The organism is Streptomyces sp. Tek67B01 (genome assembly GCF_055231995.1).
Genome location: NZ_JBUYUY010000001.1, coordinates 6,362,296 through 6,377,293 on the forward strand (window position 1 = coordinate 6,362,296; position 14,998 = coordinate 6,377,293).

The following is a 14,998-nucleotide window of genomic DNA, read 5'->3' on the forward strand; positions in this document are numbered from 1 at the left end:
CCGGTCACGCCGTCCCCTGTGCCCGGTCGCGGTAGCGGCCCGGGGTGGTGCCGAACTCCCTGTTGAAGGCGTGGGAGAAGGCGTACGGGGTGCCGTACCCGACCCGGCGGGCGATCGCGGCCAGCGGGTCCGGGGTGTCTCGCAGCAGCGTCGCCGCGAAGGTCAGTCGCCACCAGGTCAGGTACGCCATCGGCGGCCGACCCACCAGGGCGGTGAACCGACGGGCCAACGTGGGGCGCGAGACGCCCGCTTCGGCGGCCAGACGGTCGTTGGTCCAGGGGGCGGCCGGATCGGAGTGCAGTGCCCGCAGAGCGGCGGCGGCCACGGCGTCGCCCAGGACGGCGGGCCAGGCCCCCGTCGCGGCGTCCGCCATCCAGGAGCGGACCATGTAGACCAGCAGGAGGTCGAGCAGGCCGGGGACGGCGATGCACGCCCCGGGCCGCTGCTCGCTCAGCTCGCGCCCCAACAGGTCGATCGCGGAGCGGAGTTCCGGGTGCGCGCCCACCCGGTTCGGCAGGTGGACGACGGTCGGCAGTTCCCCCATGAGCGGGTGCATCCGGCTGCGGTCCAGCCGGTACTTCCCGCACAGCAGCTCCACCGCGCTGTCGCCGCCGGGGTCGACGGCTGCCCGTGTCGGGTACTTCCCGGCGGCCCATCCCTCGAACGGTACCGCCCGCGCCCGATCCGTCTCGTCGGCGCGGGCGTCGGCGAGGACGTGCCCCGCCCCGTGCGGCAGCAACACCGCGTCACCCGCGCCGAGGAGCACGGGTGCGCCGTCGTCGGGCAGCAGTCGGCAGCTGCCCTCCAGGACGACATGGAAGCCGGCGCCGTCGTATCGCGCGAGGCGCGTGCACCAACGACCGCTCACCCGGACCCGGTTGGAGGAAGGTCGTCCGATGCGCACGGTCGCTATCGCGTCACTCACCACGTCCATGGCACAAGGGTAGCCCCCCTATCACGAGCGAGAGCCTCGCGTATCGCCATGAGTCACGGGCGTATTGAGAGACTCAGGAGTCGTTCCTAGAGTCGGACGCATGGACAACGAGAACGAGCAGACCATCGTGTTGGGCGACGTCGAGATCACCCGCGTCATAGAGCGGCAGGGGCCCATGGTCCCCGCCTCCGAGATCGTCCCGGGCGCCGGCGCCGAGGTGTGGCGGGACAACGCGGACTGGTTGGCCCCGGACCACTGGGACCCGCGGGACGACCGCGCGGTGGTGGCGGTGCAGACCTGGGTGCTGCGCAGCGCCGGACGGACCGTACTCGTCGACACCGGGGTCGGCGACATGCGCGAGCGTCCCGGCTCCCCGAGGTTCCACCACTGGCAGGGCGACCTGCTCGGCCGGCTGGCACGGGCCGGGGTGCGTCCCGAGGAGGTGGACGTCGTCGTCAACACCCATGTGCACGGCGACCACGTCGGCGGGAACACCGTCGGCGCGGCGGGCGAGTGGACACCGGCCTTCCCGAACGCGCGCTACCTGATCCCGGCGGCCGACGACTTCCACTACGGACCCGGCAACGCGTACGCGCGGGGCGCGAGGGTGGACGACCGGCTCATGTACGAGGACAGCATCGCGCCCGTGCACCGTGCCGGGCAGGCGGTTCTCTGGGACGGCAGCCACCGCATCGACGAGCACCTCGTGCTGGAGTCCGCCCCCGGTCACACTCCCGGCTCCGCCGTGCTGCGGCTCGACTCCGGCGGGGAGCGGGCGGTGTTCGTCGGCGATCTGCTGCACAGTCCGGTGCAGATCCTGGGGCCCGAGCACAACAGTTGCTTCTGCCTGGACCCGGTACGGGCCGCGGCCACCCGCCGTAGTGTCCTCGAACGGGCTGCGGACCGCCGCGAGTTGGTCGTACCGGCACACTTCGGTGGAGCCGGCGCCGTGGAAGTCCGCCGCCGGGGCGACGGCTTCGCCCTCGGGCCGTGGGCCGCCTTCGGGACCTGTGCGCGATCTCGGCGGTGAGTAGACCGTGGTGCCTGGCCGGAAACAGCGCGTTCAGACAGGCCCCACCCCCGTAGTGTGGAGAAATGCCTGCAGTAGACATCGGTTCCGGTGCCGAGAACTTCAACGCCGATCCCTACACCTTTTACGCCACATTGCGCGACAGCGGCCCGGTCCACCAAGTCGTGATGAACGACCGGCTGGCGGAGCCCACCTGGTTGGTCGTCGGACACGTCGAGGCACGCAAGGCCCTCAACCACCCCGCCCTGCTCAAGGACTGGCGCGACACCGACCTGTTCCCCGATGTCGCCGTGACGGCGGCCAACGCGAACATGCTGGAATCCGATCCGCCGCACCACACCCGGCTGCGCCGGCTGGTCGCGCGCGAGTTCACCGCCCGCCGCATGGAATCGATGCGGCCCCGGGTCCAAGCGATCACCGACGAACTGCTGGACGCCATGGCGGCCCGGCCGGAGCGCGGCGCCGATCTGATCAAGACACTCGCGTTCCCGCTGCCCATGACCGTGATCTGCGAGCTGCTGGGCGTGCCCGACCTGGATCGCGAGCGCTTCCGGCACTGGTCCAACGAGGTGGTGGCCCCGACCGAGGGCAGTCCGCCCGGCGCCGCGCACGAGCAGCTCAGCGCCTATCTCGCCGAGCTCGTCGAGGCCAAGGCCAAGTCCCCCGGAGAGGACCTGCTCAGCGCGCTGATCCGCACCCGTGACGAGGACGGCGACTCCCTCTCCGCGGAGGAGCTGATCGGAATGGCCTTCCTGCTCCTCGTCGCCGGACACGAGACGACGGTCAACCTCATCTCCAACGGAGTCCGGGCCCTGCTCGCCCACCCCGAGCAACTGTCCGAACTGCGGGCCGACTTCGACGGGCTCCTGCCCGGCGCGATCGAGGAGATGCTCCGCTACGACGGCCCCGTGCAGAACGCCACCTACCGCTACGCGGGCGAGGACGTGGAGATCGGCGGCGTCGTCATCCCGGCGGGGGCCACCGTCCTCGTCTCGCTGGCCGGCGCCGACCGCGACCCCGCCCGGTTCGAGGAACCCGACACCTTCGACATCCACCGCGCCCCCCAGGGGCACCTCGCCTTCGGCCACGGGCTGCACTTCTGCCTGGGTGCCCCACTGGCGCGGATGGAGGGCCGCATCGCGATCCGGAGCCTGCTGGAGCGCTTCCCGGAGCTGGCCGAGGACCCGGCCGGCGGGCCCCCGGCCTGGCTGGCGGGCAGTCTGATGAGGGGCGTCACCCGGCTGCCCGTGCGCTGGTAGCGCCAGGTGGCGCCGTAGGACCGGGTCGCCGTCCGAAGCCGGCGGCCCGGCTCGTCGGCCCCGAACCACCCCGCCCCGCGGGCCGGTGCGCCGCCGCCTGGCATAGGGTTTTGCCATGACCATGACCCTGCCCCGAGTCGCCCTGGCCACCTCCGGTCGTGGGATGGCCTACGACCCGGACCTGCCGCTGATGCTCCGGGCGCTCGACGCGCGGGGGATCGACGCCGTGGCGGTGGCCTGGGACGACAGCGGATTCGACTGGGGCCGGTGCGCGGCCGTGGTGATCAGGTCGACCTGGGACTACGTCGAGCGGTGGCCGCGGTTCCTGGAGTGGGTCGACGCGGTCGCCGCCGTCACCCGGATCGACAACCCGGCCGGCGCGGTGCGCTGGAACACCGACAAGCGCTATCTGGGCGACCTCGCCGCGCAGGGTGTCGCGGTGGTCCCGACGCGGTTCGTCGCCCCGGGTGAGGAAGCCTCCCTGCCCGAGGGCGGCCACTTCGTCGTCAAGCCGGCCGTATCGGCCGGGGCCCGGGACAGCGCCCGCTACACCCCCGCCCAGCACGAGCTGGCGGCGCGGCACATCGCCGCGCTGCACCGCGCCGGTTCGACCGCGATGGTGCAGCCGTACCTGACCCGGATCGACGAAGGGGAGAGGGCGCTGGTCTTCCTCGGCGGAGTCTTCAGCCACGCGCTGCGCAAGGGGCCGGTCCTGGGCGAGGCCGGGGTCATCGACAACGCGCGCGAGGCGCACCCCGACCTGGCGCCCCATCAGCCGTCGGCCGCCGAGCTCGCCCTCGCGCGTGCCGCGCTCGCCGCCGTCCCCGGGCGGGACCCCCTCCTCTACGCGCGGGTGGACATGGCGCCGGGCGACGACGGGACGCCGGTGGTGATGGAGCTGGAGCTGGTGGAGCCCAACCTCTTCACGGCGCACAGCCGGTCCGGGCTGGAGCGCTTCGCCGACGTCGTCCGCGACCGGGCCACCGCGGGCTGACCGGGCGCCGCGCTGACCGGGACAGGGTGGGCTGACGGGAACAGGTCGGGCGGCCCGGGCGGCGGATCGGACACGCGGTCGCACCGTCCGGGCCCCTTCGTCGGAGGCCGTTCGGGGAACAGTGCCGGTCCCCGGCCGGGTCGCACCCGGACATATGCCCGGATTCTCCTACCATGGGCGCTTTGTCGGTGGCCGCTGCGAGGAGTCCCATGTCCCAAGCCCCCGTATCCGCCGATCGGTCCACCCCGAGCGGGCGGCCCGTTCCGTACCTGCGTCTGCTCGCGACGGCCCTGCTGGCCACCGGCGTCCTCGCCACCGCCGCGCCCGCCCTCGCCTCGCCCCCCGCCCACGACGACACCCGTCACGAGGCCGGCGCCGGGCCCCGGCCGGGCGGGACAGCCGTAGGGGAGAGCGCCGTACCGGGCGAGCCCTCACCCCTCGGTGGGCCCAACCCCCTCGGTGGGCCCGCCCTGCTCGGCGCCCCGGCCCCACAGGGGGAGGCCGCCGTCCTCGGCGAGGACCACGCCCGCGCCCACGCCGGCCGCAGACGGGCCGCCGACGCCGTGCGCGAGTACCCGCAGTCGAGGCGCACCGCCGGCCTCGAATCGCTGCGCGCCTCGCAGCAGCGGCTCAACACCCGCTTCGCCGCGCCGATCTTCGGCCGCTTCACCGAGTACTTCCCCTCGCCCGACTTCGGTGTGCACGTCGCCCAGCTGCCCACCGGGAAAGTGCTGCTCTTCTCCTTCGAACGGGTAGAGGTCAACCCCACCAAGGAGACGGGCCCCACCGACCGGATCGGCCGCACCAACGCCGGCCGGGCCTACCTCTGGGACCCCGCCAAGGGCACCGGCGGATCGGCGTTCAAGAACGTGCCGCCGCCGACCGTGCTGATGCCCGACGGTACGTTCGCCCCGCGCCCCGCCCCCTTCTTCTGTGCCGGTCACTCCTACCTGCCCAACGGCATGGTCGGCGTCTTCGGCGGCAACGGCGGCGGGAAGGGCGGTACGGGGGCCAGGCTCTCCTTCGTCTTCGACCCGTGGACCGAGACCTGGTTCCGCAACCGCGACATGGCCGTGGGCCGCTGGTACCCCTCCGTGGTCACCGGCGCAGACGGCCGGCAGCTGATCATGTCCGGGCAGGACGAGCGCGGCACCGGGCACCCCACCCCGGTGGTGGAGCGTTTCCCGGCGCGCGGACACCGGGTGCCCTGGCGCCCGTACGACATCCCGGTGGGCGTCCCCGCGGAGCGGTTCGCCGCGGACGCCCCGTTCCGCAACGACTACCCGCACCTGTTCTCGCTGCGGGACGGCATGATCTACGGTCTCGGCCGCGACGCCGACCAGCAGTGGGTGTTCGACCCGGTGAAGGAGACCCGTAGGGACCTGCCCCGGCGGCCGGCCGACTTCCGCGGCTACGGCTCGGCCGTGCCCCTGCCCGCGGGCCTGCGCGGCCCGGACTCCGTACTGGTACTGGGCGGCGACCCGCACGACCCCTCCACCTACCGGCTGTCCGGCGGAGCCTGGAGCACCGACACCCCGCGGGCGTTCGGCCGCACCCAGGACGACACCCTGATCCTGCCGGACGGCACCCTCATGACGGTCAACGGGGCGCTCGACACCAGGAACTACGGATTCGGGCCGTTCAACCCGAAGGCCGACCTCAAATACCGGCAGGTCGAGCTGCGCGACGCGCGCGGCCACTGGAGCCTGGGACCGGCCCAGCGGCTGCCCCGGGGCTACCACTCCAACGCCCTCGTCATGCCCGACGGACGGGTGATGATCACCGGGGACGAGCTCCAGCAGATCGCCAACGACCCCGACATCACGGACGGGATGGACGGCAGCGTCGAGCTCTACGAGCCGTCCTACCTGCACCGCGGCCCTCGCCCCGCCCTCGACCGGGCGCCGCGCGGCGAACTCGCCTACGACGCGGAGTTCCGCGTCCACACCTCCACCCCCGCGGACGTGACGCGCGCCGTCCTGCTGGCTCCCACGACCGTCACCCACGCCGTGAACACCAGTCAGCGCCACCTGGAGCTGCGGCTGACCGGGACCCGCGGCGACACCCTCACCCTGCGCACCCCGCCCACCGCCGCCGACGCCCCGCCCGGGTACTACATGCTGTTCGTGCTCAATGCCAAAGGCGTCCCGAGCACGGCCCAGTGGATCAAGCTGGGCCCCAAGCCGGGGCGCCACTGAGGGGGCCCCTCCGGGCGGGTCCGCGCGGAGCGGGCCGCCCGGACCCGCCCGCGCGCGGTGGGTTACTCGAAGCGGGCCGTGTCGCCGGCGCCGTAGCGGACGATCTCCGCCTCGCCGCCCGAGAAGTCGATGACGGTGGTCGGCTTCGTCCCGCAGTCGCCCGAGTCGACGACGATGTCCACGACGTGGTCGAGCCGTTCCTTGATCTCCCAGCCCTGCGTCAGCGGCTCGGGCTCGTCGGGCAGGAGCAGGCTGCTGGACAGCAGCGGTTCGCCGATCTCCGCGAGCAGGGCCTGCACGAGGGTGTGGTCCGGGATGCGGACGCCGACCGTCTTCTTCTTCGGGTGCAGCAGCTGGCGCGGCACTTCCTTGGTGGCGGGGAGGATGAAGGTGTAGCTGCCCGGCGTGGCCGCCTTGATCGCGCGGAACACGTCGTTGTCGATCTGCACGAACTGCCCCAGCTGCGCGAAGTTCTGGCAGACGAGGGTGAAGTGGTGCCGGTCGTCGAGGTGGCGGATGGAGCGGATCCGGTCGAGACCGTCACGGTTGCCGAGCTGGCAGCCCAGCGCGTACAGGGAATCGGTCGGATACGCGACGAGCGCGCCGGAGCGGATGCTGTCGGCCACGTTGCCGATCGTGCGCGCTTGCGGGTTCTCGGGGTGCACATCGAAGTACTTGGCCATCCGCCGAGCCTACGGGATCGCCCCGCCCCGCCGATCCACGCGTCCGCGCGCCTCCTCCGTCGGGGCCCCGCCGACCGGCCGCGCTGGTCCGTCCGGACGGCATCGTGGCGTGGCGCACGGGGGAGGGGACCGGGCCGGGGGCACCGCTCGCCCACTGTCGAAGCAGACACCCGCCCGCCAGTACGAGTGGAATCCACGGAGTGCCACCATGTCCACAGAACCCACCGGTCCAGGGACCGGCACCACCGCCGACGCGCCGGGCGCCGAACCGCGGCCCGAACCACGCCGCTGGTTGATCCTCGCGGTGGTCGGCCTCGCCCAGCTCATGGTCGTCCTGGACGCCACCATCGTGAACATCGCCCTGCCCTCCGCCCAGGCCGACATCGGGTTCTCCGACAGCCGCCGGCAGTGGGTGGTGACCGCGTACGCCATGGCCTTCGGCAGTCTGCTGCTGCTCGGCGGAAGACTCGCCGACCTGTTCGGGCGCCGGCGCGCCTTCCTCATCGGCCAGACCGGCTTCGCGGTGTCCTCCGCCGTGGGCGGTTCCGCGGCCTCCTTCGGTCTGCTGGTGGGCGCCCGCGCCTGCCAGGGCGTGTTCGCGGCCCTGCTGGCGCCCGCGGCGCTCTCCCTGCTCACCACGACCTTCACCACCCCCGCGGAACGCGGCAAGGCCTTCGGCGTGTTCGGGGCCCTGGCCGCCTCCGGCGGGGCGGTGGGCCTGCTGCTGGGCGGCGTACTCACCGAACACCTCAGCTGGCGCTCCACCCTGTACGTGAACGTGCTCTTCGCGGTCGTCGCCGTGATCGGAGCCCTCCTGCTGCTCCCGCCGCAGCCGCCCGGCCCCCGGACCCGGCTGGACCTGCCCGGTACGGCCCTGGCCTCCACGGGACTGATCTGCGTCGTCTACGGGCTCGCCGGGGCCGGGTCCCACGGCTGGCTCGCCCCGCGCGCCGGCGGCTTCATCTGCGCCGGCGTCCTGCTGCTCGCCGCGTTCGGCGTGTGGCAGGGCCGCTCGCCGTATCCGCTGCTGCCCCTGCGGATCGTGCTCGACCGGGTCCGGGGGGCGGCCCTGCTGGCCGTGTTCATCACCGGCGTGGGGACCTTCGGGGTGTTCCTGTTCCTGACGTTCTACCTCCAGCACACCCGCGGCTACGGCCCGGCCATGACCGGTCTGGCCTTCCTGCCGATGTCCGGCTCCATCATGATCAGCGCGATGGGCAGCGGGAGCCGCCTGCTGCGCCGGGTCGGCGGGCGGGGGCGCGTCGCCGGCGGCATGCTGCTCGCCGCGGGCGGGATGGCCTGGCTGACCCGCCTCTCCGCGGACGGGTCCTACGCCGTCCAGGTGATGCCGGCCCAGATCGCCACCGGCCTCGGCGCGGGACTGGTGACGGCGGCGGCCATGAACCTCGCCACGGCGGGCATCGCGCCCGGGGAGGCGGGTGTCGGCTCCGCCGCCGTCAACTCGATGCGTCAGATCGGCGGCTCGGTCGGCACGGCCCTGATGAGCACCCTCGCGGCCGCCGCGACCGCCGGTTACCTGGCGACGCACCGGCGGCCCGGGCCGTACTTCTCGGCCCGGGCCGCCGTGGAGGGCTGTCACGCAGCCTTCACGGCTTCGGCGGCGGTCTTCGCCGCCGGAGCCGTCCTGACGTGGTTCATGCTGCCCGAGGGACTCTCCGTGGAACGGGGCCACGGCCGCCCCGGACAGCGCCGGGGATCAGGCGCAGTTCGCGATTGAGCTGCGGATCCGGTCGCCGGTCGAGAAGTGCTTCACCTTGCAGTGGTTGGTGCCGAGGCCGCCGTCGACCTGGCCGTAGCCGGGGCCGATGGTCAGGACGGCGTCGTTCTGGCCGCGGACCTGGTCGTCGCCGGGGCCGCCCAGGATGACGCCGGCGGATTCCGCGCCCACCGACTTGGGCTCGATGATGTCGTCGTTGGCGCCGCCGAGGACCCGACCGCCGAGGTCCACGTTGCCCACGCGGATCACGTCGTTGCCGTCGTTGCCGAAGACCTGGCCGCCGCCGCGCTCGTACTCGCCGGGCGCGCCCATCACACTGCCGGTGGTGATCTTGTCGTCGCCGTGGTCGCCGTAGACGCTGGCTCCGTGGGCCGCCGTGCCGACGACGAGGGCGGTGATGATCGTGTCGTTGCCCAGGCCGCCGCGCACCGTCGAATTGCCGTTGCGCGGGAAGAGGTTGTTGACCTGGAGCGTGTCGTCGCCCTCGCCGCCGAGCACCTGGGAGTCGATGAGCATGCCCTTGACCCGGATGTTGTCGTTGCCGCCCTTGCCGTCGATGATCGCGTTCTCGACGTCGTTCTCGCACACGATCGTGTCGGGGCCGTTCGTGCCCTCCACGATCGGTCCGGGCCGGGCCTCCTTGCCGTTGACGTAGCACCAGTGGGACGGCAGGGGTTCGGCGGCCGTGGCCGGCCCCGCGGCGAGCGAGGCGGTGGTGGCCACCGTGGCGGCCAGTGCATACGTCGCGGTGCGAAGCGTGTGGCGAGTGCGCAGCATGGAGTCTCCCGAGCGTGGTGATGGGGTTGGAGAGGGTGAGACGGTGTCCGGGCCGTGGCCGGTCGGCCGGTCGGTTCCCGGGCCCGTAGGCCCGCCGGTGGTCGGTCGGCCGGTCGGTCAGGACAGGCTGTGGCGCAGCGGTGTCAGCTGCTCGATGTCGTAGCGCGCCCGCAGGTCCCGGATCGCCGAGGCGTCCGGTGAGGCGTTGCCGTCGAGCAGTTCGAGGAGTTCCTCGAAGTACCGTTCGTGGTCGGGCGGGGGCGAGGCCTGGAAGAACATCCGGGCCGGTTCCCCCGTGGGGTTGGCGAAGGCGTGCGGACAGCCGGGCGGTACGACGATGACCGTCCCCGGGGTCGCCCGGACGACCTGGCGGCCGTCGAGCGACTCCCAGCGTCGCCAGTCGTCGCCGGAACGGACGCGAGGCTCGAACGCCATCACGTCGAGTTCACCCTCCAGGACGTAGAACAGTTCTTCGCTGCGGGTGTGGAGGTGTGCCCCGACGTCGAATCCGGGCGGTACGACGACCTCGAAACTGGAGGCGACCCGCGAGTCCTCGCCGGTCACCTTGAAGGTGACCTGCTGGGCGGCGGTGTGCAGGGTGCGCCCGTGTCCGGGCGGCACCAGCAGTCCGTCCCGGGCCAGGTGCGCGGTCATGACCAGGTCACCGGCAGCGCCTCGGGTCCGCGGATGAGCGCCCCCGGCCGCCATCCCAGCTCCTCCACCGGCACCGCGAACCGAGGGTCGGGGAAACGGTCCAGCAGCGCGTTCACGAGCAGCTCGGACTCCAGGCGGGCCAGCATGTTGCCGGGGCAGAAGTGCGGCCCGTAGCCGAAGGAGACGTGCGCGTTCGGCGTGCGGTCCGGCCGGATCTCGTCCGGCTCGGGGAAGACCTCCGGGTCCCGGTTCGCGGCGAGGTAGGAGACGTACACCGCCTCGCCGGCGCGGATGACCTGGCCGGCGACCTCGACGTCCTCCAGGGCGATCCGGGAGAGCCCGACCGAGTTGCGGTGGGGGATGTAGCGCAGGAGCTCGTTGAGCGCCGAGGGCCGCAGGTCCGGCGCGCCGCGCAGCTCGTCCATCAGCTCGGGCCGGGTGAGCAGGATGTACACCATGTTGCCGACGTTGTTGGTGACGGCCTCGCCGCCGATCTGCACGAGCAGGGCCACACCGACGGCCTCCTCCTCGGTGACCTCCCCGGCCTCCACCGCCCGGGCGAGCAGGCCGATGACATCACCGACCTCGTCGTCGCCGTCACCTTCCCCCGTGGCGCCGCGGCCGGCCCGCAGTCGCTCGCCCAGGTACGCGCACATCCGCGTCTTCGCCTGCTCGCTGCGCTCGGCGCCCTGCGCGGAGGACAGGATCATGGTGGTCCATTCGTGGACCTCGGGGCGGTCCGCGGCCGGAATCCCCATCAGTTCGCAGACGACCGCGAGCGGGAACGGCGCCAGCAGACGTTCCGTGAGGTCCGCCGGCGGGCCGTCGCGCAGGATCGCGTCGACGAGTTCGTCGAGCATCCGCTGCGCCTTGGTCCGCAGGCGCTCCACTCCGGCGGTGGTGAAGGCGGCGGCGATGGTGCGGCGCAGCCGCGTGTGGTCGGGCGGGTCCTCGAAACTGACCGCGCCCGGAGCCGGGATGAAGTGGGGGGCCAGGCGGGTGACGTCGTGTTCCATGACGAGCTTGCGGCTGAACCGGGGGTCGTTGGCGACCATCCGCACGTCGTCGTACCGGCACACGAGCCAGGCCCACCCACTTCCGTTGGGGAGTTTGATGCGGGTGATCGGCCCCGCCCGCATCAGCTCGGCGAGTACGGGGTCGAAGTCGACCCCGTCCAGGTCCAAGGCGGGCCAGTGCGTGACGGGTGGCCTTGAGGTGGCGGGGCCGTCCTTCAGCATCGTTCGGATTCCTCCCTCACGGGGACGCCGGCTCCGAAACCCAGCTCCCGAGTGAGATCTCGGCGGTGATGCCGGGTCCGAACCCCGCGAGCATGCCCTTCGCGGTATCGACGGTGCCGTTCTCGTCGAAGAGTCGGCGCAGGGCGTCCAGGACCACGGCGCTTGCGATGTTGCCGTATTCCGTCAGTGTGGCCCGACTGAAGCGGAATGCCTCGGCAGGCACACCGAGGTACTTGCTGAGGTCGTCCAGGATGCGTGGGCCACCTGCGTGGATGATGTAGAAATCCAGTGCGGCGGCGTCCCACCCGTGCGCCTTGGCGAGGCGTTTGAGTGACGGGGCGAGCGGCTCCATCGTGCCCGGGACGCGCCGGTCGAGCTTGAAGTGGAACCCGGTGGCCTTGACGTCGTACATGATCCAGTCCTCCGTGTCCGGGATGATGTACGACCCGTTGCGGTGGAGGTCCATGCCCGTTCCGCCCCGGCCCCGGACCACGGCGGCGCCGACGCCGTCGCCGAAGAGACCGTTGGAGAGCAGGTTGCCGACCTCCAGGTCGCTCGGCTGGTAGCACAGCGAGCAGAACTCGCAGGAGACGATCAGCGCGTTCGCCTCCGGGTACGCGGTGCAGAAGTCGTGCGCCCGGTTCACCGCCGCGCCGCCCGCCGCACAGCCCAACTGGGCGATGGGGAGCTGTCTCGTATCGGTGCGGAAGCCCATCGAATTGATCATCCACGCGGTCAGCGACGGCATCAGGAAGCCGGTGCACGACACGAAGATGATCAGATCGATGTCCTGCGGACGCAGCTGGGCGTCTTCGAGGGCCGCCCGCACCACCGCCGGTACCCGTGCCTTGGCCTCGGCCTCGTACACGGCGTTGCGCTGTTCGAGGCCGGGGTGCTTCAGGGTCTCCTCGATGGGACGCACGATGTGCCGCTTCGCGACGCCGGTGTTCCGGATCAGTCGCAGGGCCAGGTCGAGCTGCGGGTGATCGGCGTGAACGGACCGGGCCAGATCCAGGGTCTGCTCCATGGTGATCACGTGCTCGGGCACGCTCACCGTTGGCCTACACAGAGTCGCCACAGTCGGCTCTCCTTTCATTTCCCGACAAAGCCTCATGGACCCGAGCCGGTTCCGCGCGTCGGACTGAGCCGCTGGTGACGTGGGCCAATCCGGTGACAGTAGTGGGCGCAGGCAGCGGAGTCGGCCGGCTCCGGGAAGGGATCGTCAGCCGGATTCCCGGCGTATTCGCCTACCGGGAGTGACATCAAGGCTGGGAGAGAACCATGACGACGGACCCCGACACGGCCCTCGGGTCGCGTACGGAGCCGGCTGCGGACGAGCCGGTGCACTGCTGGAACCTGGACGACCTCGAAGCCCTGGAATTCGACCCGTTCCTCCACGCGCGGCTCCAAGAGGGCAGGGCCACCCGGGTGCAATTGCCGTTCGGTGAGGGCAGCGCCTGGCTGATGGCGCGCTACGCCGACGTCAAGGCGGCCACGACCGACCCGCGCTTCAGCAGGCAGGAACTGGTCGGGCGTACCATCACCAGCTCCTCGCCGCACGCGATCGCCTCGCAGAAGGCGTCCTTGAACTACGCCGATCCGCCACGCCTGAACGACATGCGCCGTGTGGTGGCGCGCGCCTTCACCGGCAAGAGCATGCAGCGGCTGCGGCCCTCCGCGCAGGCCACCGCCGACCGCCTCCTGGACGAGATGGAACGCCAGGGCTCGCCCGCCGACCTCGTCGAGCACCTGCACGGCCCCTTCCCGCTCGCGGCCGTCGCGGACCTCCTCGGGATGCCGCAGGACATGCGCGAGGGGATGACCTCCTGGGCCAACGTGATCATGACGCCCGGTCCGGCACCGGAGCGCAGCGCCGACGCGATGAAGACCGTCCGCGAGAGCGTCGTCGCCCTCCTCGCACTGCGCCGCGCGGAGCCGACCGACGAGCCGGGCGAGGACCTCGCGGCCGTCTTGGCCGCGGCCGCCGACGCCGGGGAGATCACCGAGGCGGAGGCCGTCTCGCTGGCCACCGCGATCCTGGTGAGCGGCGCCCACGCGGTGCGCAACAACAGCGCCAACATGATCTACGCCCTGCTCACCCATCCGGAGCACCTCGCCCGCCTGCGCGCCGAGCCGGATATGGTCCCGCAGGCCGTCGACGAACTGCTGCGCTACATCCCGCACCGCAGCGGTGTCGGCATCCCCAGGGTCGCCACCAGGGACGTCGAGATCGGCGGGGTCCTGATCCGCCAGGGCGAGGTCGTCTACTCCTCGTACCTCGCGGCCAACCGGGACCCGGCCGCGTTCCCGGACCCCGACGTCCTGGACTTCGACCGCGGCCCCATCGCGCACATGGCCTTCGGCAACGGACCGCACCACTGCGTCGGCTCGATGCTGGCCCGGATGGAGTCCGAGATCATCGTCGCCACCCTGCTCGACCGCTTCCCCAAGCTCGCGCTGGCGGTGCCGCCGGAGCAGATCGAATGGCAGTCGGGCGCCCTCATCCGCGGGCCCAAGACCTTGCCGGTGACCTGGTGATACGCCGGATCAAGGTGGTCCGCGGCCGCCCGGACCACATAGAACTGGCGGCCCTCACGGCCGCCCTGGTCATCCTGGCGCGCAGCGCCCCCGCGGGCCCCGAACACCACCACGGTCACCGCCACCACCGCCACCGCGCCCACTGGGACCGCCACTGGCCCCTCGTCCACCCCGCGCACTCCTGGCGCGCCCGGCCCTCGCTGCACCGGGCCGGGCGGGACACGACGTGACGATGCGTGTCTGGCGCGTGTCTCGGGGGCGGGGGCACGGGGAGGGCTCGGGGTCGTCTCGGGGTCGGGCCGGGGCCGTCCCCGAGGCGGGGCCGGGCACCGCCCCAAGATGATCAGTACATGACCGACATCAAGTGGCCGGGGGCCGCATTCGCCGTAGGACCGCTCTGCATGACCGGCTACGGCCTCATCCGACTCATCGACGACGTACACGGTCCCGGCCTCGTCTGGTCCGCGAGCCACCTCGCACTCCTCGTGGGCGTCCTCGCCTTCGTCCCCGTCTTCCTGGAACTGCGCCGGACGGTCGCCCGCGGGCGCGGCGCGGCCGGCCGCCGGGTCGCCGGCGCCGGGGCGGCGCTCGGGCTGCTCGGCGTCGCGGCGGTGACGGCGCAGGCGGTGATCGACCTCGTCGTCGGGTTCCTGTGCGAGGACCGGGGCGCCATGAACGACCTCTTCGACAGCGTGCGGAGCCACCCGGGGGTCACGCCCGCCGTGTACAGCGTGTGCCCGCTGTTCTTCTACGTCGCCCTCGTGCTGCTGGTGACCTGGCTGGCGGCGTCGCGGCGGACCGACGTCTGGCGCCCGGTGGTGATCGTGGCGGGCATCGCGGTCATGGCCGTCAGCCTGGACCTGCTGCCGCTGGGCGGCCTGCTCTTCCTGCTCGCGCTGGCTCCCCTGGGCGGGTCCTCCCGCACCGCGCCGGCCGGCTGACGCCCGTACGGCGC

The 14,998-nt window shown here is 72.3% G+C and carries 14 protein-coding genes; 8 read left to right on the forward strand and 6 right to left on the reverse strand.

Going from position 1 to position 14,998, the window contains the following annotated elements; all coding sequences use genetic code 11:
• Positions 1-4: 4 nt before the first annotated feature.
• A complete protein-coding gene (locus ACV7NM_RS28780; RefSeq protein WP_463413010.1) occupies positions 5-934 on the reverse strand; it encodes an AraC family transcriptional regulator in 930 nt (309 codons plus the stop codon).
• Positions 935-1,034: 100 nt separating this feature from the next.
• Between ACV7NM_RS28780 and ACV7NM_RS28785 the strand changes: the two genes are divergently transcribed.
• The 4 genes from ACV7NM_RS28785 to ACV7NM_RS28800 all read left to right on the forward strand — a co-directional run bounded on the left by ACV7NM_RS28785 (position 1,035) and on the right by ACV7NM_RS28800 (position 6,415).
• Positions 1,035-1,964 (forward strand): MBL fold metallo-hydrolase, encoded by a 930-nt coding sequence (locus ACV7NM_RS28785; protein ID WP_463413011.1) that lies wholly within the window; start codon positions 1,035-1,037, stop codon positions 1,962-1,964.
• Positions 1,965-2,029: 65 nt separating this feature from the next.
• Entirely contained in the window at positions 2,030-3,223 is a 1,194-nt protein-coding gene (locus ACV7NM_RS28790) for a cytochrome P450 family protein (protein ID WP_463413012.1), read from the forward strand.
• 115 nt (positions 3,224-3,338) lie between these two features.
• Positions 3,339-4,217, forward strand: a complete 879-nt coding sequence (locus tag ACV7NM_RS28795; RefSeq protein WP_463413013.1) for an ATP-grasp domain-containing protein — start codon at positions 3,339-3,341, stop codon at positions 4,215-4,217.
• A 209-nt stretch (positions 4,218-4,426) separates the two neighbouring features.
• Entirely contained in the window at positions 4,427-6,415 is a 1,989-nt protein-coding gene (locus ACV7NM_RS28800) for a galactose oxidase-like domain-containing protein (RefSeq protein ID WP_463413014.1), read from the forward strand.
• Between the two features lie 62 nt (positions 6,416-6,477).
• On the opposite strand, the gene ACV7NM_RS28805 is transcribed toward ACV7NM_RS28800, so the two are convergent.
• Entirely contained in the window at positions 6,478-7,098 is a 621-nt protein-coding gene (locus ACV7NM_RS28805; RefSeq protein ID WP_463413015.1) for an L-threonylcarbamoyladenylate synthase, read from the reverse strand.
• Positions 7,099-7,306: 208 nt separating this feature from the next.
• On the opposite strand from ACV7NM_RS28805, the gene ACV7NM_RS28810 reads away from it, so the two are divergent.
• A complete protein-coding gene (locus tag ACV7NM_RS28810) occupies positions 7,307-8,836 on the forward strand; it encodes an MFS transporter (RefSeq protein WP_463413016.1) in 1,530 nt (509 codons plus the stop codon).
• Here the strand turns inward: ACV7NM_RS28810 and ACV7NM_RS28815 are convergent.
• The 4 genes from ACV7NM_RS28815 to ACV7NM_RS28830 all read right to left on the reverse strand — a co-directional run bounded on the left by ACV7NM_RS28815 (position 8,816) and on the right by ACV7NM_RS28830 (position 12,583).
• The gene (locus tag ACV7NM_RS28815; protein WP_463413017.1) at positions 8,816-9,613 is read right to left on the reverse strand and encodes a hypothetical protein; all 798 of its coding nucleotides are present in this window, start codon (positions 9,611-9,613) and stop codon (positions 8,816-8,818) included. The two genes, ACV7NM_RS28810 and ACV7NM_RS28815, sit on opposite strands and share 21 nt — an antisense overlap.
• Positions 9,614-9,730: 117 nt before the next feature.
• A complete protein-coding gene (locus tag ACV7NM_RS28820) occupies positions 9,731-10,267 on the reverse strand; it encodes a cupin domain-containing protein (protein WP_463413018.1) in 537 nt (178 codons plus the stop codon).
• Complete coding sequence (locus tag ACV7NM_RS28825; protein ID WP_463413019.1) at positions 10,264-11,505, reverse strand: cytochrome P450; 1,242 nt, start codon at positions 11,503-11,505, stop codon at positions 10,264-10,266. The genes ACV7NM_RS28820 and ACV7NM_RS28825 overlap by 4 nt, the downstream gene beginning before the upstream one ends.
• Before the next feature lie 16 nt (positions 11,506-11,521).
• On the reverse strand, positions 11,522-12,583 hold the full coding sequence (locus ACV7NM_RS28830) for a type III polyketide synthase (protein ID WP_463413020.1): 1,062 nt from the start codon (positions 12,581-12,583) through the stop codon (positions 11,522-11,524).
• A gap of 203 nt (positions 12,584-12,786) precedes the next feature.
• Here ACV7NM_RS28830 and ACV7NM_RS28835 point away from each other — a divergent pair, with 203 nt between their 5' ends.
• The 3 genes from ACV7NM_RS28835 to ACV7NM_RS28845 all read left to right on the forward strand — a co-directional run bounded on the left by ACV7NM_RS28835 (position 12,787) and on the right by ACV7NM_RS28845 (position 14,984).
• The gene (locus ACV7NM_RS28835) at positions 12,787-14,043 is read left to right on the forward strand and encodes a cytochrome P450 (RefSeq protein ID WP_463413021.1); all 1,257 of its coding nucleotides are present in this window, start codon (positions 12,787-12,789) and stop codon (positions 14,041-14,043) included.
• Positions 14,040-14,273: an acyl-CoA carboxylase epsilon subunit gene (locus tag ACV7NM_RS28840; protein ID WP_463413022.1), complete on the forward strand. Its 234-nt coding sequence runs from the start codon at positions 14,040-14,042 to the stop codon at positions 14,271-14,273. Before ACV7NM_RS28835 ends, ACV7NM_RS28840 begins: the two co-directional genes overlap by 4 nt.
• A 120-nt stretch (positions 14,274-14,393) precedes the next feature.
• Positions 14,394-14,984: a hypothetical protein gene (locus ACV7NM_RS28845; RefSeq protein WP_463413023.1), complete on the forward strand. Its 591-nt coding sequence runs from the start codon at positions 14,394-14,396 to the stop codon at positions 14,982-14,984.
• Positions 14,985-14,998 lie beyond the last annotated feature (14 nt).